Annotated in this window: 21 protein-coding genes and 2 pseudogenes; 7 read left to right on the forward strand and 16 right to left on the reverse strand. The window is 47.4% G+C overall.

Annotated features, from left to right (window positions below):
- Positions 1 to 80: 80 nt before the first annotated feature.
- Together F3I44_RS21060 and F3I44_RS21065 are read right to left on the reverse strand one after the other, a co-directional pair.
- Positions 81 to 1,250, reverse strand: a complete 1,170-nt coding sequence (locus F3I44_RS21060) for a cell wall metabolism sensor histidine kinase WalK (RefSeq protein ID WP_150015367.1) — start codon at positions 1,248 to 1,250, stop codon at positions 81 to 83.
- Complete coding sequence (locus tag F3I44_RS21065; protein WP_150015368.1) at positions 1,247 to 1,942, reverse strand: response regulator; 696 nt, start codon at positions 1,940 to 1,942, stop codon at positions 1,247 to 1,249. Before F3I44_RS21065 ends, F3I44_RS21060 begins: the two co-directional genes overlap by 4 nt.
- 129 nt (positions 1,943 to 2,071) lie before the next feature.
- Here F3I44_RS21065 and F3I44_RS21070 point away from each other — a divergent pair, with 129 nt between their 5' ends.
- The 3 genes from F3I44_RS21070 (at position 2,072) to F3I44_RS21075 (ending at position 4,455) form a co-directional block, all read left to right on the forward strand.
- Positions 2,072 to 2,860: a MipA/OmpV family protein gene (locus F3I44_RS21070; RefSeq protein ID WP_150015369.1), complete on the forward strand. Its 789-nt coding sequence runs from the start codon at positions 2,072 to 2,074 to the stop codon at positions 2,858 to 2,860.
- Between the two features lie 8 nt (positions 2,861 to 2,868).
- On the forward strand, positions 2,869 to 2,991 hold the full coding sequence (locus F3I44_RS24160) for a hypothetical protein (RefSeq protein ID WP_255467313.1): 123 nt from the start codon (positions 2,869 to 2,871) through the stop codon (positions 2,989 to 2,991).
- A gap of 513 nt (positions 2,992 to 3,504) precedes the next feature.
- Positions 3,505 to 4,455 (forward strand): Rpn family recombination-promoting nuclease/putative transposase, encoded by a 951-nt coding sequence (locus F3I44_RS21075; protein WP_150015370.1) that lies wholly within the window; start codon positions 3,505 to 3,507, stop codon positions 4,453 to 4,455.
- Positions 4,456 to 4,509: 54 nt separating this feature from the next.
- Here the strand turns inward: F3I44_RS21075 and F3I44_RS21080 are convergent, their stop codons facing one another.
- Both F3I44_RS21080 and F3I44_RS24360 read right to left on the reverse strand, forming a co-directional pair.
- Positions 4,510 to 5,397: an ROK family protein gene (locus tag F3I44_RS21080; RefSeq protein ID WP_150015371.1), complete on the reverse strand. Its 888-nt coding sequence runs from the start codon at positions 5,395 to 5,397 to the stop codon at positions 4,510 to 4,512.
- 394 nt (positions 5,398 to 5,791) lie between these two features.
- Positions 5,792 to 6,264: pseudogene (locus F3I44_RS24360) on the reverse strand (TetR/AcrR family transcriptional regulator); the annotation flags it as partial.
- Between the two features lie 329 nt (positions 6,265 to 6,593).
- Here F3I44_RS24360 and F3I44_RS21090 point away from each other — a divergent pair.
- Positions 6,594 to 7,427, forward strand: coding sequence for a winged helix-turn-helix domain-containing protein (locus tag F3I44_RS21090; RefSeq protein WP_150015372.1), 834 nt, complete (start codon positions 6,594 to 6,596; stop codon positions 7,425 to 7,427).
- Positions 7,424 to 7,921 (forward strand): FidL-like protein, encoded by a 498-nt coding sequence (locus tag F3I44_RS21095; protein ID WP_150015373.1) that lies wholly within the window; start codon positions 7,424 to 7,426, stop codon positions 7,919 to 7,921. Before F3I44_RS21090 ends, F3I44_RS21095 begins: the two co-directional genes overlap by 4 nt.
- A 76-nt stretch (positions 7,922 to 7,997) precedes the next feature.
- On the opposite strand, the gene F3I44_RS21100 is transcribed toward F3I44_RS21095, so the two are convergent.
- The 11 genes from F3I44_RS21100 to F3I44_RS21150 form a co-directional block, all read right to left on the reverse strand.
- Complete coding sequence (locus F3I44_RS21100; protein WP_150015374.1) at positions 7,998 to 8,429, reverse strand: DcrB-related protein; 432 nt, start codon at positions 8,427 to 8,429, stop codon at positions 7,998 to 8,000.
- Complete coding sequence (locus F3I44_RS21105; protein ID WP_150015375.1) at positions 8,422 to 10,605, reverse strand: peptidase domain-containing ABC transporter; 2,184 nt, start codon at positions 10,603 to 10,605, stop codon at positions 8,422 to 8,424. Before F3I44_RS21105 ends, F3I44_RS21100 begins: the two co-directional genes overlap by 8 nt.
- A gap of 17 nt (positions 10,606 to 10,622) precedes the next feature.
- The gene (locus F3I44_RS21110) at positions 10,623 to 11,882 is read right to left on the reverse strand and encodes an HlyD family secretion protein (RefSeq protein WP_150015376.1); all 1,260 of its coding nucleotides are present in this window, start codon (positions 11,880 to 11,882) and stop codon (positions 10,623 to 10,625) included.
- 25 nt (positions 11,883 to 11,907) lie between these two features.
- Positions 11,908 to 13,230 (reverse strand): TolC family outer membrane protein, encoded by a 1,323-nt coding sequence (locus F3I44_RS21115; RefSeq protein ID WP_150015377.1) that lies wholly within the window; start codon positions 13,228 to 13,230, stop codon positions 11,908 to 11,910.
- Positions 13,231 to 13,267: 37 nt separating this feature from the next.
- Positions 13,268 to 13,930: a response regulator transcription factor gene (locus F3I44_RS21120; RefSeq protein WP_150015378.1), complete on the reverse strand. Its 663-nt coding sequence runs from the start codon at positions 13,928 to 13,930 to the stop codon at positions 13,268 to 13,270.
- A 56-nt stretch (positions 13,931 to 13,986) separates the two neighbouring features.
- Positions 13,987 to 15,048, reverse strand: coding sequence for a fimbrial protein (locus F3I44_RS21125; RefSeq protein ID WP_150015379.1), 1,062 nt, complete (start codon positions 15,046 to 15,048; stop codon positions 13,987 to 13,989).
- A 12-nt stretch (positions 15,049 to 15,060) separates the two neighbouring features.
- The gene (locus F3I44_RS21130) at positions 15,061 to 17,646 is read right to left on the reverse strand and encodes a fimbria/pilus outer membrane usher protein (protein WP_150015380.1); all 2,586 of its coding nucleotides are present in this window, start codon (positions 17,644 to 17,646) and stop codon (positions 15,061 to 15,063) included.
- Between the two features lie 26 nt (positions 17,647 to 17,672).
- Entirely contained in the window at positions 17,673 to 18,410 is a 738-nt protein-coding gene (locus F3I44_RS21135; RefSeq protein ID WP_150015381.1) for a molecular chaperone, read from the reverse strand.
- Between the two features lie 60 nt (positions 18,411 to 18,470).
- Positions 18,471 to 19,034 carry a fimbrial protein gene (locus F3I44_RS21140; protein ID WP_223811724.1) on the reverse strand — a complete coding sequence of 188 codons (564 nt, stop codon included), beginning with the start codon at positions 19,032 to 19,034 and terminating at the stop codon, positions 18,471 to 18,473.
- Between the two features lie 71 nt (positions 19,035 to 19,105).
- On the reverse strand, positions 19,106 to 19,327 hold the full coding sequence (locus F3I44_RS21145) for a hypothetical protein (RefSeq protein WP_150015382.1): 222 nt from the start codon (positions 19,325 to 19,327) through the stop codon (positions 19,106 to 19,108).
- A gap of 9 nt (positions 19,328 to 19,336) precedes the next feature.
- Entirely contained in the window at positions 19,337 to 19,654 is a 318-nt protein-coding gene (locus tag F3I44_RS21150) for a hypothetical protein (protein WP_150015383.1), read from the reverse strand.
- A 1,039-nt stretch (positions 19,655 to 20,693) separates the two neighbouring features.
- Between F3I44_RS21150 and F3I44_RS21155 the strand changes: the two genes are divergently transcribed.
- Both F3I44_RS21155 and F3I44_RS21160 read left to right on the forward strand, forming a co-directional pair.
- A complete protein-coding gene (locus F3I44_RS21155) occupies positions 20,694 to 21,284 on the forward strand; it encodes a helix-turn-helix domain-containing protein (RefSeq protein ID WP_013356578.1) in 591 nt (196 codons plus the stop codon).
- A gap of 39 nt (positions 21,285 to 21,323) precedes the next feature.
- Positions 21,324 to 21,959: a LuxR family transcriptional regulator gene (locus F3I44_RS21160; RefSeq protein ID WP_150015384.1), complete on the forward strand. Its 636-nt coding sequence runs from the start codon at positions 21,324 to 21,326 to the stop codon at positions 21,957 to 21,959.
- A 546-nt stretch (positions 21,960 to 22,505) separates the two neighbouring features.
- On the opposite strand, the pseudogene F3I44_RS21165 reads toward F3I44_RS21160, so the two are convergent.
- Positions 22,506 to 22,769, reverse strand: a pseudogene (locus tag F3I44_RS21165) (NirD/YgiW/YdeI family stress tolerance protein); the annotation flags it as partial.
- Positions 22,770 to 22,907: the final 138 nt, after the last annotated feature.

The raw sequence follows: 22,907 nt of genomic DNA on the forward strand, positions 1-22,907 counted from the left end.
TAATGAGTTGTGCTCATTGAACCCGGCCTGTGTCCAGAAACGTTCCATGAACCATCAAGAAATGGTCAAGTCAGAACAATTTATCTCGCCGGTAGTGTTATCCTAATCATCAGACCGCCGTCGGCAGGCAGCGTGGCGTGCAGCGATCCGCCGTGCGCCTCGATAATCGCTTTGGCGATCGACAACCCCAGACCGCTGCCGCCGGAGTGACGGGCGCGTGAAGAGTCAGCACGGGTAAAGCGGTCAAACAGCTGCGGCAGGAAGTCTGGCTCTACGCCCTGACCGTAATCACGAAAAGTGAGTGCGGTCGCCTTATCGTTCTGGCTGGCCGTGATCAACAGTGCGCCACCGTCGGCAGCGTAGCGCAGTGCATTTTCACAGAGGATGGTCACGACCTGACCCAGGCGAAAGGCGTCGGCGCAGAGCAGCAGATCGCCGGGTGCGAGAACGCTGATAGCTACACCCGACTCTTCTGCCTGTGGCAGCAGCCAGCCTGTACGCTCGCGCAGCAATTCAGAGAGATTAAATCGCTCTCGGTTGAGGGTAAGCTGCCCGGCATCTGCCAGTGACAGCAGATGCAGTTCATCTGTCAGGCGGCTGAGCTGTGTCAGTTGCTTCATGATCATCGCCAGCTGCTGCGGCTCCGCAGGGAAGACACCATCCAGAATGCCCTGCAGGCGGCCCATTGCCGCCGTCAGTGGCGAGCGAAGTTCGTGTGCCATCGCCACATGCGAAGTGCGCAACTCGCGATCGTAACGCGCCAGCTGCTGCGTCATCTGGTTAAAATCTTCGGTAAAGCGCACCAGCTCCTGCGGCGCTTCTTTCACTACCGCCGCCGTCCGGCCAAATTCCCCCTTCGACACCGCACGCGCCGCCGTCGCCAGCTGGCTGAACTGCGCCGACAGCGGACGGGCGAAACGCAGCGCCATCATCACCATAAACGGGATGGTGACCACCACCAGGAGCAGCACTGTCAGCCAGTCAGATGATGCCAGCGAGGGATCGGAAAAGTTGATCCCCCACCACTGATCGACAATCTGATGAAAGCGCGCTGGATCGCTGGCGGGATGATGGCGCAGCTGGGTGAACTCACTAAGCAGCGCGGGCGGCATGCGGTAGTAGACCCAGAACGCCTGCACCGCAAAGCGCAGCCACATACAGGCGGCGATCAGGATCACGCTGCCGATGGCCAGAAACAGCACCCGGATGCAGATCCAGCGCCACAGTGAGGTATGCGTATTGTTCTTCATGGCTGTCTGAACCGGTAACCGACGCTGCGAACTGCCGGTAAGACGTCAGAGATGCCTGCAGCCTCCAGTTTACGACGCAGGTTATAGACGTGGGTATCGACTACACGCTCCAGTGCATCGCTTTCCGGCAGACAATGCTCCAGCAAAAACAGGCGGGTAAAAGGCCGCGTCGGCGCACGCATCAGGGTGACCAGCAGGGAAAATTCAGTGGGCGTCAGATCGAGGCGGCGCGGTGCATCACTTTCACTATCAACCACGGCGGTGAGTGCCAGCGGATCAACCACCAGACCCGCCCAGCGCAGCAATTCTGCGACGGGCGCATGACTCTGGCTGCGGCGCAGCACGGCCTGAACGCGCGCCACGACCTCGCCCGGATGATAGGGTTTGACCACGTAGTCATCTGCGCCATAGCGCAGGGCACCGATACGGTCCGGCGCGTCACCCATCGCCGTCACCATGATTACCGGAGTATTGTCACGCCGCCGCAGCGCAGCCAGCACTTCGGTGCCGTTCATGCCTGGCAGCATGATATCCAGCAGGATCAGATCGGGCTGCCAGCGTCCTGCAGTTTCCAGCCCGCCGGCTCCGTCACCGGCAATCATGACCTCATAATTTTCACGTTTCAGGTAGGCCTCAAGGACACCCGCCGCATCCGCGTCATCTTCAATAATCAGTACACGTTTTGACTGCATTTTCGGATCACCTTGACTGTTTCTTCATAAATCCCTGGTCGTTCATTGACACTCGCCTCGCATACTCCGGCCAGTGACGCGGCACTGAATCCCTCAGCTCCGCACCTGATGTGATAATGAGGAAACGTGATGATAACCGGAAAAATAACGCTTCACATGGTCTGTTTTTCGCTGGGGTTGAGTGCCGCTACTGCTATAGCTGATGAAAGCGCCACGCCACCGCCCAGCCTGACGCTGGGCATTGCGGGTATTAATGCCCCGCGCTATAGCGGCGCAGACAAGCAGCACTGGCAGCTGATGCCGGTCATTCAGGCGCGCGACGGAGCATTCTTTTTCGACTCGCTGAAAGGCATTGGCTATGACCTGCAGGCGGATAACGGGCTGTATCTGGAACATACGCTGGGCTACGGGCTGGGTCGCTCTGACCGCAATTCATCGTGGCGCGACGGTGATGATCGGCTGAGAGGCATGGGCAATATCGACGCAACGGTTAACACCGCGCTGGCAGCAGGCTGGTCAGTCACCCCGTGGTTTGTGGTTGAGGGTAAAGCGACGCTGCCATTAAGTGATAGTCAGGGCGTGCAGTACCGGACGTCTGTAACCTTGATCCCCTGGCAGACCCAGGACGATACGGTGGCATTGCAGGTGGCAGGTCTGGCTGGCGATGCGCGTTATATGAATACCTGGTATGGCGTGAGCAGCGGGCAGAGTGCACGTAGCAGGTTTGAACGCTATAACGCCGCGGGGGGATTTTATGGCACAGACACCAGCCTGACATGGAGTCATCAGTTCACGCCCGCCTGGGCTGTCAGCGTGATTGGCGATTACACCTGGCTGGATAAGCATGTTTCAGATAGCCCCATCGTCGCCCGGCACAATGGTACCTCGGCCACGCTGGCATTGAGCTACACCTTCTGAATGGCACCATGAAGAAAAGTGAGATGCGTAGCCATCGCATGTTGCTGGCTGCGCTGATTCTTTTCTATCTGCTGGTTTATACCCTTCTCGTCGTGGTGCTGAGTCTGTTTGATGCGCCCGTACGGGGATAGGGACATCATTAATATCCACTGCAGGGCTTAGAGTCATTAATTAACCCGGTTACCGAATAAAGCAATGCTGATATAGCGGCTGGCAGGAAATAACAATACATTGCTAGTGAAAGTAATGCTGCTAATTAACAGGCATGGTTTATAAATATTAACTGAGCTGATTTATTATCGGTGAGTTATGCTGAAAAAACAGTTAAATCAGATAATAATTGTTTTTTATAATTCATTGCCTCTTATTTGTTTCGGTTTAAATATTGTTGGTGGATATGGAAAGATCATAATTCTGTCAGTTTATCTGCATATATATTGCTGTTTTATAAGTAATTAAATTGTTGTTATCAAGGGGTGACTTATTTTGAATGCATTAACTTTACTTTTAAATATTACAGTTAACCCAGTATGGATGCAGTGCATTTTAATTCACAGATAACACAGCGATAATATTGGCATCCGGCCTGGATAAACCATTTTCCCCTCACCTATCAGTATGTGAACCTTATAGAAAGTAAACCGATGAGAAAGAAAAAGAGCCCTGTACCTCATGATGCGACATTCCGACAGTTTCTGGCAAATCCGGATGTTGCCAGAGATTTTATGCAGCTGCATCTTCCTGAAGAACTCCGTAAAATCTGCGATCTCGGCACACTTAAGCTTGAATCCGGCTCCTTTGTCGAAGACGATTTGCGGCAATATTTTAGTGACGTTCTGTACAGTCTTAAAACCTCAGCCGGGGACGGCTACATACACGTTCTGATTGAACATCAATCTACACCTGACAGACATATGGCGTTTCGTCTGATGCGTTATGCGATTGCCGCTATGCAACAGCATCTTGCGGCGGGTCATAAAAAGCTGCCCCTGGTAATCCCTGTATTGTTCTACACCGGTAAGCGCACGCCCTATCCTTATTCGACCCGCTGGTTCGACGAATTTGACGATCCGGCTGTGGCAGAACAACTTTATAGAAGCGCTTTTCCGCTGGTGGACGTTACGGTTATCCCTGATGAGGAGATTATGACGCACCGCAGCATGGCCGCACTGACGCTGATGCAGAAGCATATTCATCAACGTGATATGGCTTCGATCATTGACCGTCTGAGCACCTTACTGATGGCCGATTATCTTTCTTCACCCCAGGTATTGGCGCTGATACACTATTTAATGCAGGCAGGTGAATCAGCTGATCACGAAGCTTTTGTTCGCGAACTGGCACAGCGGGTGCCGCAACACGGAGATGCACTGATGACTATCGCACAGCAGCTTGAGCAAAAAGGTATTGAAATAGGTCGCGCTGAAGGTATTGAGCTGGGCGAACAGCGGGGAATGGAGAAAGGCCGCAGTGAAGGTAAGCGCGAAGCCACGCTGGAAATCGCTCGCGTTATGTTACAGCGCGGCCTTGAACGTAAAACCATTATGGAAATGACAGGCCTTTCCTCAGACGATCTGGCTAACATCCAGCATTAAGCCTCTGCGGATAAGACCTGATAACAACTTTTCATGTCAGGGAAAGCAAAGCTCTCAGGTCTTATTGCCCGCCGGCTGGCGCTGCAGGTAATTCCAGGTTGCGCCCAGCATGCCGGAGTCGTTACCGTAGGTTGCGGCATCTATGCGGATATCAGGATCATATTTTGCCAGCTGCTCTCCCAGTTCTTCGAGGAAGGGTTCGCGCTCGGTAATTCCTCCACCAATAAATACCCTCTGCGGATCGAACACGCTGAACAGGTTATATAAGCAGGCCGCAAGATCCGCATAAAATTTATTTACCACCTGCTGCGCGGCATCTTCATTACGGTCGTATGCGTCAAAGACATCTTTACCACTGATGTCGTCGACAGGCTTATCAATAAGCTGGCTGTAATTCTCCCGCAGCGCCGTCATGGTACAGCTCTGGCTCATGGTATGACGTTCAATATTGCCGCTGGTGGGACGCGATGTTAGCAGGCAACCAAACTCGCCCGCCCGGTTGCGTCCACCCCGAATCAGTGCGCCATTGCAAAAAGCCGCTCCGCCTAACCCGGTGCCTATCGTCAGCATCAGGAAATCGTTGAGCTTTTTTGCTTTTCCCAGCCACTTTTCCGCCAGTAGCGCACAGTGTGCATCGTTTTCGACGGTAGCAGGCAGGGACGTTTTTTCTGTCAGCCACTGGTTCAGATGAAACTGGTCAAAGTCACGTATGGTGCCGCCCATGGCAATATAACCGGCGTCTGCATCAATATAACCCGGTGTGCTGACGGCAATACCAGCACAACCGGGATTTTTCTCCAGCCAGGCCAGGATTTCATCAAGTATTTTATCGCGTGCGTTATGAGAAATATCAGCACTATCGCTGGTCAGAATATTTCCCTGATCGTCAATCACACCCATTTTTAAAGAGGTACCACCAATATCAAAAGCTGCAATTTTCATCAACGTTCTCTGAAGTTGTTTTCATACAACTAATTGTAGTGCTGAAAAAAAAGGGCAGACGGCAAGGCACCGGCAATTTTGTCAGGAAAGGTACAGATTTATAAAGCTATTGCCAAAAGGGCGTGTCTGAGATTACCCCGCACACAAGAATATCCCTGTAATTTAAAACCCGCACAGCCAGTGTGGATGCACAGATTTAATCGTTACGGTGCTGTTACTACCACTTAGCGCAGCAGGATGCGGGTGTTGACGCCGCCAAAAAGCCAAATCCGTTGGACGTGGCATAGATTATGCGCGGCAGATCGGGCATTAAGCGTCACCAGGTCAAGATTGCCTGCTGCTTCATCGGGATGATAGAGGTCCAATGAAGTAAAGGGTCACTGAGGTTTTACGTTCAGGGGGCGGGACTGCGTAATACGAGTGCGACCAATTGGGCAGAGGCTTCTTCCCCTTCATCAAGGCTGTACTTCAACAGTACTGGGTTGGCATCGCGTTTGATCACCCTGTAAATCGCTTCTGCTGCTTCGTCTGCAGGGGTTTTACGCTCAAGCTCACCGGTTTCTCTTCCATGGCGGAGGGTCTGCTGAATCAGGTTCAGCAGCCGCTTTTCGCAAGCCATCGCTGATGGTCAGCGATCACGTGATGCGACGGCGGCAATATCATAGCGTTTGCGTTCGTGAAAAAAAGCTCAGTGCCAGAAAGTGTGCCAAACAGCCGCCGCAGTTGTTCTGATGCTCCTGAAGCGTCGGCTATCGCGGCTTCGGCACGCTGCATGATCATCGCCAGCCGGTTTGAACAGATGACTTTGCCAATGGCCTGTTTCGATTCAAAAAACTTATGAATGTACGCTCTGGTAAAGCCGATTGCTGGCCACACTCCAGGCCCTGCTGCAGGCAAAAGCCATGAATTGCAGCGGATGAAGGGTGCTGATAGCGTTAATCTTCAGATTCAGCAAGCCAGTGGAGTCATACGGATAGTGTGTTCACTGACAGGGCTTATAACGCTGAATCTTCCGCAGATGATAACTTCTGAACGGCCGATCCTGGGCCGCACAGCCAGAGACATGAATCGAATACCCGCTTGAGTGCCTGATTTTAACGTCCCTTACTATCCTGCGCTTGCGTTCACTGTTTAGTGCTTCTTTAAATAAGCTGAATTATACTGTCCAAAATGAGCGCAAATTCAGTGATTTCTTAATGATTTACATTATCGATGATCAGATTAGTTACAATTCAGATGACTGTACGCTAAGCCATCTTCCTACTCAGGAAATGCTGAGTCTGAGTATTTCATCGGGTCGGCTGTTTGAACAGTTACTGAATTCTGAAGGTGAGATACTGTCGCGCGATAGCCTGTTGACCGAAGTCTGGGATAAATATGGCCTGCGCGGATCAAACAGCAATCTGAATCAGTATCTGAGTATTCTGCGCAGAGCGCTTGCAGCCTATGGCTGTGAAAACCTGATCATCACCATTCCGAAAATTGGCATCCGACTCAATACTGAAATCAAAATAGAACGCGAATCCTCTCCGGCTTTTGTTGCGATGCAGGTTCAGGTTGATGAGATGCCTGCAAAGCAGGTGGTATCTGTCGCAGATAGTCAGCCCATGCTACCCGATCCTGTTATCGCAGAGCATGTTGTTGAAAAACCCGCTCTGAATCTCGGACAGCTCCTGCTCGCCCTAATCATGCTGGTGCTGCTTGGCAGTGCTTTATGGTATTTCACTGTGCGTCAGCCTGCTGAAAAGAGTGCCTCTATGAGCAACATCAAACTGGAAGGCGGTTGCGAAGCTGTTATTATCCCGGGATTAGAGGTGTTTGAACAAAAATCACTGGAAAAGCAAATACTTGAAATGCTTAAAGAGAATAATCAATCCTGTGTGCCGGGTCGACGCATCTATTTCGATAAAAACACGGCATTCACAACTAAAGATTATGGCCGGACTATTCTTTCCGCATGTAACCTGAACAGCAGTGGTCATATCGTTTCCTGTGACAACTTCTACTATCTTGACTGGAGAATGTTTTGAAACGGAAAGCCACTCTTACGCTGACGATAATGCTGGCTATGCTGTTGCTGGGGATCTTTGCAGGCATTAACTATTTTAATCTCCGGACAAACGAACTGCCTTTCCGCTGCTCAACATTTAGCCGCTACGATCTTAGTCGCAACGATAATAAAAAAATTGAGTTTGCTGTTTCCCAGGATCTACGTTTTATTAATTCTGATTCAGGATATTTATTACTGAATGGGCAGGTGACGTTTGGTGATGAGGTAACAACGGTTAATCGACGTATTGCACTCAGTGCCGGTAATAAGATTGATAGTGACACTTACCGTTATAAAATAAGAGAAATTATTACTTCGACTAACGATACGACGCCGGATGCCGTGTTTAATCTGCTGCTGGCTGAGATCACGCTCGATCCGGGTTATCTTCAGCTTGATATCACCAGAATCGATAAAAAGACCTATCTGGTTGGCGGACCGCTCTCCTATCTCTTCACCTGTCAGCGTTACTGAATGCATCGACTGATAACCGAAACGCAAACCGGAAGAGCATATGCTCTTCCGATTTGTTTTATCTGTACTTTGCAGATTACCAGGTACGGAAGCTTTTCAGGGTATCTGAGAAAAGCTGTAAATCGTTAGCGGTTATGGGGCTCGCTTTCGACAGAGAGAAAATCAATATGTCTTCCATATTGAGCGTGAATAAGGCTTGTTTCTGATAAACACGAAGATTATCTGGTCGCAGGAAGTCATAACTAATCATGATTCCTGTCGTCAGGTTATCCCCCAAAACTACTGATTGATGGGCTTCCTGTTGCCAGTCTTTCATCTGCTTTTGCAGGATAGCGAGCTGGCTAAGGATATACTCTTCCGGGTTGTTATGGTCGCCTAACTTATCACGGGAAATAGTGATTGGTGGCAGAACAGATCGTGTATCAGCCAGCGTATTCAGAGTTCGCTCGGAGTAGCCTTCCGGCAAGGTAATTGTGCCTTCAGTGAAGCGACAAATAGTCTTATACATGGGTAATCTCCGTTTCATTATGATTTATTGTTTGCCCAAATAACTGCTCTGCCGTGACTTCGCTGAGCGTACCGTTATTTAACAGGACGATTTTATCGGCACTTCGGATAGTTTCCGGGCGGTGTGCGATGATGATTCTGGTGATCTTCATCTGCTTAATTGCGTTGTTGATCTGCGCTTCGTTATAGATATCCAGATGACTGGTGGCTTCATCCAGTACCAGGATTTTAGGTTCACGATAGAGTGCGCGCGCCAGCAGGATACGTTGTAGCTGGCCACCCGATAAAAACGAGCCCATATCACCTACCAGGCTTTGATAATTCATCGGCATTTTCATGATATCGCCATGAATCTGAGCCAGACGGGCCACGCGGGTAATTTTTGCGTGATCGGGTTCGTTATCAAAGAAGCTGATGTTCTCGCTGATTGAGCCTGAAAAGAGAATGTCATCCTGCATTACGCAGCCGATGCGATTACGGTGATGTTCAAGTCCGGTTTGAGTGATGTCCATGCCACCCACGGTGATGGTGCCTTCTTCAGGGTGCAGCAGGCCAAGAATAATTTTGGCCATCGTAGTTTTGCCCTGGCCGGATGGCCCCACGATGGCAAGGCTCTCACCCGCTTTAATCTCCAGATTGGCACCATCGACAACCCAGGGTTCAGTCGGCGCATAACGAAAACGGATATTGATGAGCTTGATGTCCTGCGGTACGTCTGTCTCCTTGTCGATTTCCTTACTAACCAGACCCGGATTGCCCTCAGAACTGGCTTCTGTTTCAGACAGAACAATATCGGCCAGGCGTTCACCATGCATTCTCAGCATACGAAAATCGATGATGGCATTGATCAAACCTGAACCGCGACTCATGAATTGATCGGAAAAGCTGATAAAGGCGGTCAGCATACCGGCAGAGAAGTTGCCATCCAGGACCTGCAGCGCGGCAAGCCAGACCAGAACGACACGGCCCACTGAAGTTAGCAATCCCTGAGCCGAACCGAACAGGATGTTGAGCTTCTGAATCACGATGCCTTTATTGGTGGTATCCACCAGAAAGTTCATGTATGCCGAGAGGCGGGGCACCTGTTTATTATTGGTTTTAACCGCCTGGATACCGCGCAGCGTTTCAAGCAGAGAAGACTGGGTACGGGCCGAGCTGATGATTTGTTCTTCATTGGCGCGGCGAACCGGATCGTAGGCCATGAAACGTAGCAGTGCATAGGCGAGAAAAAGTCCAATGACCAGCCACGCCAGTTGCGCGTTATAGATGAAAAGCATCACTACCGTGACGATTGACATGACACCGTCCAGTACGGTGCTGATAAAACGGGAAGTCAGCGTACTCTGAATGGTATTAAGCGAACCGTAACGGGAGAGAATGTCTCCGACGTGGCGTGATTCGAACCATTCCAGCGGCAGCTTTAACATATGGTGACAGACATTTACGGTCCACTGCACACTGAGCTGACTTGAGAACCAGCTCATTACCCATGAGCGCAACGCTGTAACGATAGTCTGAAACAGCGCGATCATGATAAAGCCCACACCGAGCAGCGATAGCAAAGAATAGTCAGCAGAAACCAGCACCATATCCATCACCCACTGCATAAAGAAGGGGCCGAGGACGCCGAATAGCTCCAGTGCGATTGAGAGGATGAGCACCTGAGCAAAGGCAGACTTTACCCCGGTCACGCTGCCCACCAGCTTCATCATTGAGATGCTTTCTTTCTCTTCTTTTACTTCAAAGGTAGAGGAGGGAACCAGTTCCAGCGCGACCCCGGTGAAGGCGGTCGATGCTTCTTTAAATGTCAGTTCACGGATCCCGCGCGCGGGATCGTGAATGGTGATCTTATTGCCGCGTACTTTCTTCAATACCACAAAGTGGTTCAGTTCCCAGTGCAGAATGCAGGGCATACGCAATTTAGACAGCTCTTCCATTTCCACTCGCAGGGCGCGAGAAGTCATATTGAGCTGTTGTGCCATAGCGATGACATCAGCCAGAGTGGCGCCTTTGAGTGATGTGGCGAACTGGCGGCGTAACGTGATCATGTCGATCTGATGACCGTGATAATTAGCCACCATGCCAAGACAAGCCAGCCCGCACTCGGCTGCCTGTGACTGACGAATCATCGGTAAGCGGTTAAACCATTTAAAATTGAGTTTCTCTAATAACAACACAGAACAGACCTTCTAAATCAGAGAGAAATTTTGTGTCCCAGCGCGAAAATCGGCTCCAGTACCCATTCATAGAGACGACGTTTGTCGACAATAAAGTCGGCATCCAGCGCCATACCTGGCTTCAGTTTTTCATTCTGCGAATAAGCAGAAATAGTTTGTTTATCCAGAGAGACCAGAACCCGGTACTGCTGTTCCTGAACATTGTTTTTACCGGTTAAGGTGGTAACTTCCTGAGGAGAGAGGGCGGTTCGCGAGACCTCGATTACCTTGCCATATTGCTGGCCAAATTTTTGGTAAGGGAAAGCTTTATAGCGCAGCACGACACGCTGGCCTGGATGGATAAAGCCAATGGATTGCGTGTTGACCATGATGCGGGCAACAAGATTGGTATTGTTAGGCAGAATCGCGACTGCCGACTGGCCGGCATTCAGCATCTGGCCATTTTTGACCATGATCATGCCGACATAACCACTTTTCGGCGCACGAAGCTCAATGGATCGGCGTGCTTCATTCTCTGCCATTGCCTGACGGTTATCTGCCAGCTGCCGTTCGATGTCGTTGCGTTTTTTCTCATCATCCAGCGGCTTTTCATGCAGTTGCTGCTCCGCCTGAACAATTTTTTGCGACGTGTCCAGCAGCTGACGCTGATACTCTTGGTAACGTGCCTGACTGTCGAGCAGATTGGATTCCTGCTCTTCCAGTTGACGGTTTGAGGCGTACCCTTCCAGGTGCATAGCGTTGAGTTTATCGAGTTGCAGCTTTGCTAACGCGACCTGCTTGCGACGGTGTGTCAGTTGAAGTCTCAGCTGTTCCTGCTGGAGTTTCAGACTGGCGATGGTGTCGGATAACCCTTTCATTTCGACGTCATGCAATTTGGCAAGCGTCTGAAGATCCTGCTGAAGTCGTTCCCGCTGAGCCACCAGATTTTCGGCGATAACCTGACGCGTCTGTCCCATCTGTGTTGAGACTTCTGATGACAACACCATAAGAACATCATCTTTTTTGACCAGTTGTCCCTCCTTAACTGGAATATCCACTACGGTTGCGCTTACGGGAGGAGGAACAACTAACATGCCATTCTCAGGCAGCAGTTCTCCGGTAGAGGATTCATATTTCGTATAGCTGCCGAAAATGAAAAACAGGGCTGTCACGGCAGTAATAAAAATCACCACAGAAATAACAAGCCAGCGATAGGGCGGACAATAAAGTGCCACGATACCCAGGTTACCCCGGTTAGCGGCATCAAGCGCCTCCTGACGGAAGAGTGATTGTTCCATTTATAGATTCATCATGATTGAGGGATTAACGGCACTGAAAATAATTCAGCATATCGAGTGATAACGATCCGGTGCTTTGCGCCAGACTGATCAGGGCATTGAGATAACTTAAGCGTGCTTCAGCCTGATCTTTGAGTGCGGTGTAATATTTTTGCTGAGCATCCAGTTCATCGTTAACGGTGCGGAAGCCCATTTCACGGCCATACTGGACCGACACCACTTTTTCACGTGCTGAGTCGACGGCATTCTTTTGAGCACTGAGTAAAACTTTGCCATTGGTCAGGCTAAGCCAGGCAGAACGGGTATCGGTTGCCGCTTTGCGTTGTGCTTCCATCATGGAATACTTTGCTGCCTGACGGCGGTAAGATGCTTCAAAAGATTGTGAAACCTGACTACCGCCGGCAAACAACGGAACAGAAACGTTTACGCCATATTGGAGGTTATTACTCTTTGAGTTCGTCCCGAAGATTGCGTCATACAGGATATTGTCGTCGTCGTCATTACGACTCCAGTTCTTGCCGTATCGCGCATAGAGCGAGACCACTGGCATGTGCGCGCCGTCAGCCGCAAGGACATCTGCATCTGCCTGGTCATTCTGAAAAAGAGCAATTTTAATATCAGTATTACGCTGCTGGCTGGCATTAATTGCATCGGTCAGAGAAGAATAGGGCGATGCTTTCAGGCACTGAAAATTCACCGGTTCTACGGTGTCCGGGCTGATACCCGATAAACGGCGAAATGCCTCGCCTGCAAGCAATAGCTGATTGCCAGCTTCTATTTCCTTAGCCTGTGCCAGAGCGTAGTTAGCTTTAGCCTCATCCAGTTCAGTGCGGGTATTTTGACCGTTGATTAAGCCGGTCTGAATTTTCTGCTGTTGTTGCTTAAAGTTATGGCTGGCGGCTTTGGCTGCCTGTAAAACTTCCTGCTGATAAAGCACCGTAAAATAAGCATTACTGATGGCATTAAGTAACTTTTCTTCAGCCTGTTTTGCCTGTGCTTCAGCAGTGTTGGCAATCGCAACACCTTTACGCCATCCGGCATATTTACTCATATCAAACAGCGGTTGTCTGACGCTGAGATCGTAACTGTGGTTAGTAACCCCACTCTGATATTTCTTATCCGGTTGTTCCTGACGATCCCAGTTTCCCTCCAGGGTCAATGTTGGCAGCATTCCGGCCATACCTTGCCAGTATTTTTGTTTATCTGCCGCACTGGTCATCTGACTGGATTGTAATGCTGAGTCGTAGCTCAATGCAGCCTGAGCAGCTTGCTGCAGGTTGGTTGCAGATGTGCAAAATGGAGCACAGGTTAGAGCCAGTAATGCAATATTCAGATTATGAAATTTCATGATTTTCGCTGTTTATAAAATTTTTCGTGCCAGGTGATTAAATGAGTTCCTGTGCAAAAACATACTTAATTAAATCTGTGTTTGATTGCAGCTGAAGCTTACGCATGGCGTTGTATTTCTGTGTTGCAACGGTGCTTATGCTACGTTTACGCGCTTTTGCTATCTCCATCAGGCTGTATCCAATGGCGAATAATCGAATGACCTCTACTTCTGAAGGTGACAAAAGTGTTTGTGCCGGATCTGCGGGTGCAGAGAGCATTAAACTCTTCATCTGTTCCGAGTAGTATATTCCTGAGTTGGATGAGCAAACCCAATTGAATGCTTTGACCAAATCACGAATGTCATCTCGCTTGTGCACGATGGCATTAACCGGGATTTGTAATATGCTTTTCAAAATAGCCTGGCTGTTTTGTGCAGTAAAAATAATAATTTTTAATTCCGGGTTTTGCTTATGTATCTGTTCTATTTTTCGCACGCCATTGACATCATTGCGGTCAAAATTAAAGCAAAAGTCCGTTATTAATATATCGGGCATATCCTCTCTGATAACAGACAGCAAAAGATCAGCTTCAACCGGATAAGCAATAACATCAAGTTCTGAAAACTCCTTTATGAGTATGTTCCGGATAGAGTAAAGAATAAATGGACTTTCATCTGATACACCAAGCCTGAGCTTATTTTTTTCCTTGAGTTTATTCACAGACAATCCTTTTCTGTAGATAAAATATGAAGAAGGGCTCCGCAGAGCCCTGCTGATTACTGGTAACTAAGCGTATACGTTGCTACTGCATTAGCCGTGCCAGGATTGATTTTCGCAGCAGTCTGATAATATCGTGCATAGAGTGGCACCGTCACTAAGGCAGATGAGAGCGGGTAAGTCGCAATGTTAAATGGAGTAGCAAGTGCAATCGGCTGCTCATTTTCATTAAGGATTTGTACACCGACGCCACTCGCCGTTGAGGCCGAATTAAGTGCTACCACACCCAAATCGGATAATCCGCCAGACGCGTCACCATCCAACTGCATCATCACATCAAACGAACCCGAAAGAAGCGCCTCACAGTTAAGCTGAATATTAAATGCGGTGGTAGCGCTAGTCTGACCGATTCCTGATCCTAAACCGCTAGTGGGATTCGTGGTGTAACTACCTAATGGCACAGGCAGATTGGTATCACCGGCGACTGAGCAGGTCTGATCTTTAACAGTGATACCTGTTTTAATATTGGTGAAGTTGAATGATACATCTTTACCTGATATTAACGAACCAACATCAAAAGCGTTTACATAGCTCTTAAGAGAAGTAGACGCTGACATAGAGTTGGAGGTCTTTACAATCTGATAAGGTACGTTGATTGAGACATCTGTATATGAACCAATGGTTCCGCCGCTGGTTAAAGCATAAGTACTAATCATGATACCCGTTGCAATACTTGCGGCATCGGTACTCATCTCTCCGCCATAGCCAGTATATAACGTCAATCCATAACCCAGGGCACCCGCGTCAATCGCCTTGCGCTTAAAATAGACCTCACCGCTTAATCCATCTGCGTACTGCTGCAGATTATCCAAAGCACATTTAAAGTTAGCGGTTGCCGTGCCGCTATAAACGATCGTACCTACTGGCACAGCAGCTGAAATATTAATGCCCAATGAGCTCACATCAACTAACGTTGTACTTGATGTTATTTTGCATGTTAACGTCACATCGGCTGATGAATCCGCTGCATTAACATTAAAAGTAGCCATCAGTATCAGACTTAATATTAGTGAAACTGAGCCAATGAGGCGCATTATTTTCTTTCCTGAAATAAAAAACATGATGTTACCTCATTAACCCTGTGTATCTTTATTGTCGGTATTAGAAGCGTACCGCACCGGCTGCATTTGATCGCTACTACAGGTTGTCGTCAGTCTCGCCAGTGCCTGATTCTCACTGGACTGAACGGCACCAGATTCAAGGTTAACCAGGCAATTGTCATTTGCCGTTTTTCCCCATGAAACATGCAGACGGCTGACATCTTTATTCAGCCTGACGTAAATCTGACCACCCTGTGAAACAGTCGTTACCAGATTGCCATTTTCATCATTAACTGACGCACCAAAGGGTAAGGCATTGCCATTGGGCTGATTTGCCCGTATTAAAAGTGGTTTTCCCTTACTGGTTTTATAGTCCAGTCTGACTACAGCACCTTCAACAGGAATAACGCGCTGCTGAGTTGACTCCAGCTCAACATCAAGCGGAATACCTTTCGGATCAATCGCCAGTTCATTTATCCTGTACGGATTAAGATTAGGTACTATTGCTCTGCCGCTTCCGTCCAGCACTATATTTGGATAACCAAGCACCCGAGCCCCTTCCGCATCAGCGGCACTTACTACAGCATACGTTGTTGACTGATAAGCACTAAAGTTGATGCTATCAGGCAAGGCAACCACGGTTCCGCTGGCACCTGCTGAGGCTGAATAATAGTCCTCTCCCTTTGTATATGACGCTGTCAGCATGCTGTAAGGTGAACGATATTGACCACCGATCGAGCCTGACTTTTTATTATCGATATCGCGTGCAGCACCTACGTTATAGCTATATTGATCATTTTCACCTAGCACGCCATTAACTGCAGTTTGAGCAGTTACACCCTCTTTATTATGTGTGGCGCTTCCGGTTACATAATTCTTACTTTCACTACCAAGCGGTATAGAGAAGTCGAGTGAGAGTTGCGTGTCATGCCCACCGGTTGAATATAATAATCGGTTTGCTGATAATGTATAGGATACACGACCAATTCTATTATTATAGCCTAACTGAAATTGGGTGTTTGTACCGGTGCTGTTCCAGTAATTTTGAACGAAACCAGTAAGATAGATATTCCCATATGACTCTCCAAAATTTTGGCTGGCAGTCAGTGAAAAGCGTTGTTTAGGCCGTGAGAGATAATTTGTCCCGTTAATTTTATTCTTTTTGTAATAGTTATTAATTTGCAGAGCATTGTCATAGCTGTAATAGCCTGATGACGAAAATCTATACGCTGCGAGGGTAAAGTTGGTGTCAGTCTGAGAAACTTTTTTACTGTAGGTCGCACGATAGCTCACACCCTGCTTTTTCTCATCGCCATATTTTGTCTGAGCACCGGTGATATCCAGAGAGATAGCGCCTATGGGTAACCCAAATGCACCGCCTAACAGCGCTGAGATATAGTTATCTGATCCCAGGATACCGGTATAACCGGTCAGGCTATTGGTAAAGCCATGCTGAATGGTGCCCTGATAAACAGAAGGCGTATAAGCCATATTGTCTTTACGCGACACACCTCCCGTCACAGAGTAGAACGTCATGCCCGGGCGCTTCAGTCTCGTCATAGCTGCATAGGGTACTGAAAAGCGCGTTTCGCTGCCGTCAGCTTCTTTTACAGTAACATCTAAGTCGCCACCGTAGCCGGTAGGGTAGAGGTCGGAGATGTTAAAGGGGCCTGGCGAAACTGTTGTCTCATAAATTTTACTGCCATTTTGCGATACAGTTACCTGAGCATTAGTACGCGCAACACCACGAATTTCTGGTGCGTAACCACGTTGTGAATCAGGCCACATTTGATCGACAGTCGATATCTGCGCACCGCGGAATGAGAGGGTATCAAAGAGTTCGCCACTCGTATTACCTTCACCTAACAATAAGCGTGATTTCAGCTGCGGGATATCACGCTGAACATAGGTGTTGATGGCATTATAGTGATGAGACTCCTCACCTTGCTGGCGTCGCCAGCTTAATGAGCCATCATGACGAAACATCCAACCGCCAAGGTTAAAACCTGCCAGCGCCCTGCCATAAAAAGAGTCATATTCACGTCCGTCGTTAACAGAGCGGTAATAGTTGGTGTCATAGTTAAGTGTTAATGCCGTTTCGCCCTTATCCCAGAATTCTGGAGCGACATAGCCACGTGCTGAGCGCAGCAGATAAATCTGTGGAATTGAGATGTCCATTTGCATATCAGCGGTGTTGATTGCGGCATGACTCTCCTTAACCACATTTTCCAGTGCTATACATTGCTTACCTGTACGTAACTCTTCAGCTTGATCAGAGCTGAAAACTGTATCTTTAATGGAAAGGATTTTTACCAGATCATAGGAAAGACAGGCCTTAGTACCGGCTCCCTCACGCACAACCTGAACATTCTCCCGACCAATCTGACGGCCATTTAAAAAGATATCCAGCGTGTAGATGCCGGGATCAATGGGGTTACCTGTTGCGTAGCGGGAAACATCTACTTTTACACCAGCTAAATTTTTTACAAAAGATTCATCGAAATCATAAGCAGTTTCAGCAAACGCTGACTGAGTTGCTGCGGTCAGAAACAGCGCCAGAAAAGAGCGATAAAAATTTTTGCCAGTTGGTTTATTAAAAAATACCGTCCTTGCCATCATAATTTCCCCTGGATAATTATCAAAAGCTACTCGTTTATTTTGCTTTCAACCTGACGTGCTGCACCAAAATCGTCCAGATACTGATAATTAAATGTGGTTTTTATTTGACTTGTTCTCATTCCTTTCAACGGAAACTCTTTAGTTTCGCCAGGTGCCAGCATTTCCCCTTTTTCACTGACTAATTTATGACCTGCGTTATCTTCTGCATTAATCTGTGAGACGTTAACGTAGAAAGGTGAGTTGTTAGTTGCGGAAAGAAAATTAGGTTTTTGACCGTGACGCCATACCAGTCCTGACGCAGCTTTATTGGCCTGCGCTGTATCAAACTGAACTGGACGATAAAAAATCTTGATGCGACTGCGGATCGCCATTTGCAACTGGTTCTGGTTAGCCAGGCTTTTATCACGAGGAGGTATATCAAGGACATTAAGCCAGAAGATAGATTCTTTGTCCGTGGGCAAATTGGCACCCGTAAAAACAATACGTAACGTTTGCCCTTTATTCGCCTCCATACGGAAAACAGGAGGTAATAAAACGAAAGGCACATTTATTTTATCGACTGCTTCGTTAGGATTTCCGTTATCAACCCATGCCTGAACAAGCGCGGGATGATCGCCGCGGTTATCCAGACGAACAGTAACCTCTTTCTCGGAAGCAGGGTAGATTACCCGGGTACCAATAATGGTCACACTGGCAAAGGCAGACGAAGTCATTGCGCAAGTAAGCAAACAGGAGATTAGAAATTTAAAACTTTTTTTTTTCATGATAGTAACTGAAGTGATGAAAGGGGAAGAGTGGTGAGGGCATTGCCCTCACCAAATCAATTACAGGTAATTGATTGAATAGTTTACTGTTGATGCAACGGTACCCGCTTCTGCAGCAGCAGTTGCATAGTACTGAGCTGAGTAAGACAGGGTGCCAGCCCCTGCTGTCAGAGCGACAGTTGCAGGAGCGGTAGACTGTTCAGTGCTGCCTGCATTGATGGCGTTGTTAGCGCTGTCCAGCAGTTGCAGATCAACACCTGTAGCAGTACCTGTGTTAGTCAGGCGACCGTTGGCGTTCACACCAGCGCCCTGCTCAAAGTAAGCGTAGACATTGCCAGTTGTTGCGGAGCAGTTGCTCAGCGCCAGAGTAAAGCGAGTGTTGCCTGCAACGGCACCTGCCGCATTTAATACACCGGCCGCTACTTTCGGCAGGGTAACGGTGGCAGTACTGCTTCCGCCGTTAACACTTACGGTACAGGTCTGAGATGCAATGGTGCCGGTGAAGTTAATTGTGCCATCTGAAGCTTCTGCTGCATTAACCTGCGCCGCTGCCAGCAGCAGACCCATAGCAACCATAGATACCTTTTTCATATACTTTCCTTTGTATAAAATAGTGAACAACATTTAATTATGAGCGATTGAGTTTTATGACAAGCGCTCATTCCTTCCCGGAAGTCTATCGACCTCCAGGTAAATCAGAACATCAGCAGGCCGAAAACTACGGCCGCAGCAACACCGACAATACCCATGCCAAAAGCAGTACCGCTAACCGGGTTAGCTTCTGGTATTGATTCCGGACGTACCCACTCAGTTTTTTCTTTGGAGCTTTCGCCAATCTGTTTGAAGAAATCTAAAATTACGGAAGTTAATGAGCCGCCACTAACGCCTGCAATTTCATTACTTTTCAATTCACGCATGATTTTTCCTTATGCAGTAATTACACCTGTTCCCAGGTCAAGCTGGTTTTCAACAATATTATTGAACCAGCCTGCAGTTGTTTCCCAGCCATTCATCGCGCCATAAAGTGCGCCATCGACCAGACCCACAACGGCACCCACGATCAGACCAACACCGCCAGAGATAATACCAACGCCCAATACGCCGCCCGTGCTACCGCCGCTCATGGCCCATTTGAGACCGAAAGCAGTAATACCTGCAGCTGCACCTACAACGACTGAACCGATGAAATCAAAAACGCCTGCGCCTGAAACGGTCTGCATTTCAACAGTTGTTAACTCTCTCATTTATATCTCCAGGATTAATTAGTTATTCAATTATTCAGTAATGAAATTTTTTAAAACGCCGCTTCAAGCGAACGGCGTTATTAGATTAGGAGGCCATAAAAAATAAAATAGTAAAATAGCCATAATTGATATTTGGTGCGGTTACCACTGGCTATAGAAGCTATGGACTTATTACATTCTGTTTACATTCATTATAATTTAGGTGGGCTTGATGAGGTTATTCACCTTATCGATAAATTATTTCTTTTCATACCGGTTTAGTTATCTTGTGTTGATGCGGCACTATCAGCCTCAGACGCTGATAACGGTACGCATTCTGCGGGGTAAAGGGCTTTGAAGTAATTTATAGGGTTTTCTTAAAACACTCTGATTCTCAGTAAGTGAGCTTCATATGAAATGTAAGGTAAAATCCGGGCGCTTAAAGTCAAGCACGAAAACAGGATATATTCCTAAAAATAAATTCAAAAATAGAATATAAATCTATATATTGACTGATTGTCGATTTAAATGTCTGTTATGAGGATGCTATGGTTTAATTTATGCCATCAGATGCTGTGCTGTTTTTTTATTTCTACGGGGGAGTTAACAATGATCACCTTATGAATGGCCATGTAAATATTATTACAAGTTTTTAAAGTGCTACTGCATACTTGTTTGTTTTAATACGGTGATTTTATAACATTAGTTTTCATATGGTTATGATTGATTCCTTTTTTAAGAAAAAAGTTATAACCCTATCAGTAAGTCTCTACTTGTTAGTTTGAGTTACTGATTAATTGGCATTTAAGCGGTGAAATATCTGGTTGTGTCGCCATTCCTTGGCTTAATACTCTTCCTTTTTGCATGTTTGTGGTGTTGAATTTTATCGCAATGGTTTTACTATAGTGAAACCAATAACGACCTCTTCTATGGCTTATATTTGAGGGAAGGCCAGAGATCAGAAATACACCAGGCGAAAAAAAGAGACTATAACAAACGGATTTTTACTAATTTTTCTACTAATCACTAACTTCGTGTTAGTTAGATTGAGTTAATTATTATGTATAGAGTGACTGAGAATCATGAGCGGATCATCGATGCGCTGGCCGGGTACACCCAGGTTGCTAATCCAGATGAGATTTCACGCGGTAAGCGTCGTTATCATCTCACCAAAGATAATGTGCGCCGGGTAATGTTCATTCTTGATGGTGACTTCTTACTGAAATTAAAGAGCGAAAATAAGGTCTTAAATATCCTGTCTGCTCCCTTTGTTGTCGGTGTCACACCGGCACTCGATGAACCTCCTGTTTATCTGGAGAGAATCGATTATGGGAAGGTCAGTTTCATCGATTACGATGTGTTCTGGCGACTGGTATTTGAGAAAGACCTCTTTAACGATGCCATGTCCATTCTGTCTGGCCAGTACTCAGACCTGATGAACTACATCCAGCTACCCAAGAATAACTCACATGATGAAGTGATTTCTTTAATTGGCCGCTGGGAAAAATTGCCACCGCATCTTAAGAAGCGCTTTTCGGCACTTTACCTGATTGAAAATAGTTCTCATCTTTCAAAAAGCTCCATTTGCAGAGTTTTGAAAGAATTAAAAGAGAAAGGCGAACTGACCCTGGTTAATGGCAAGTTTACCTGAGTCTTCTTTTATCCAACTTTTGGGATGCTTAAGGAAAAAATGGATTTTAAAGTCGTTTGTACAGATGAGAACTACTTCTTTCGGCTGGGCATCTCCAAAATTATTGAGGAGGCACTGTTATCAGAGACGTCAGTAGAATTCTTACCCGCCTATGACGCGAAAAATTTATGTCAGGCGGACTTTATACTGATTAGTGTTGCTCAGTGGCGCCTTTATATGTGTCAGCCTGCCTACCGGGATCGGAAGCCCGGTAGCATTTTAATGGTCTTCGTTGACGATATTGAAGACATGATTACTGAGCATTTGCCTCTCTGCTATCGTTCTTTGATTATCATTTCGCGCAGGGATTCTGTTCGCGATATTGCTGAAAAAATCATCCGGTTCTGGCTGGAAAATCAGGGGAGCGCCAGAGGATTTGTACCCACAGATTGCTCGCATTGCGATTTCGCGCGTATTACAGTAGTCCAGCTGCAGGTGCTAAGTTTTCTGAAGAAAGGGTATAGCGTGGGGCAGACAGCTAAACGCCTGAATCTTTCCACTAAAACAATTTATGCACATAAATACAATGTAATGAAGAAGTTTTCGCTAAGTGGTGATATGGCTTTTAACGCCTTCATCAATGATCTGACGCTGCTTGAGCTTTATAAGGGTGTTATTGAGTCTGCAAAATTATAATGCCTCATGCATCTCATATGTCCGGGATCCTGCAAATTACAGAGTTAATTCTGGTGTCCGGATTTTCTGTGATGCATAACGGCCTTCACAGGCTGCTTTCTGGCCGTTAAGGGTTGAGAGGTTTATGTGAGAAATGAACCGCGAAAAATCAATCCCTGGCCATCCCTTTTAAAAGGGTAACGGCACTCATGTCAGGGATGGTTATTTGTATTCATAGTAACTATGCCGTTGCTGCATCCGTACTTCATCTCCCCGATGCGTTTCAGTCAGACGTGGATAGCCGTTGTCCTACTCAGTCTGCGCCGACACTCAAAGAAACGCACATAAGTACGCAGAATCTTCCGGACAAACTCTTGAATGCTCAGCCGGATGGCTAAACAGCATTTGAAATCAGTGGTTTTGAGAAATAATGACGTTCAGGCGTTATTGCTGCCTGGGGGTACCGTTGGTACCAATTACGCTTGCAAAAGGTAAGGAACCTGAAGTTCCGATAAGTTAAGACAGGTAAAAAAAGCCAGCGTTGCCGCTGGCTTTTTTTACAGATTTTTATTTCAGGATATAAACACGTTCTGCATTGATTTCGCTGTAGCCATCATCCCGGTCGACTTCACCGCTGACCCGTACCTTTTTGCCAATCAGATAACGATTATCGTCATCATCATCGTCTATATCGACACGGATGCGGCCAGTCGGGTCTTTTAACCAGTAGTGATCATCATCGGCCCTGCCAGTGATCGTTCCCGTGAGCGTAACCTGGCTATCGTCGCGCAGGGTTTTCGCCACTGTAACCGTGACCTCTTGCCGGGCATATACCGAGCCTGTGACCTGCCCCCAGTATTAGATACAACCTTCAGTTAGTAACGTCGGTTTGTTTACCCTCACATTTTCCATTCCGCCACCGTGCTGCAAACTCTGACGGCGTCTGATAATTCAGCGATGAATGCGGTC

The organism is Pantoea sp. F_5, assembly GCF_008631595.1.
Classification (GTDB): Bacteria; Pseudomonadota; Gammaproteobacteria; order Enterobacterales; family Enterobacteriaceae; genus Pantoea; species Pantoea gossypiicola.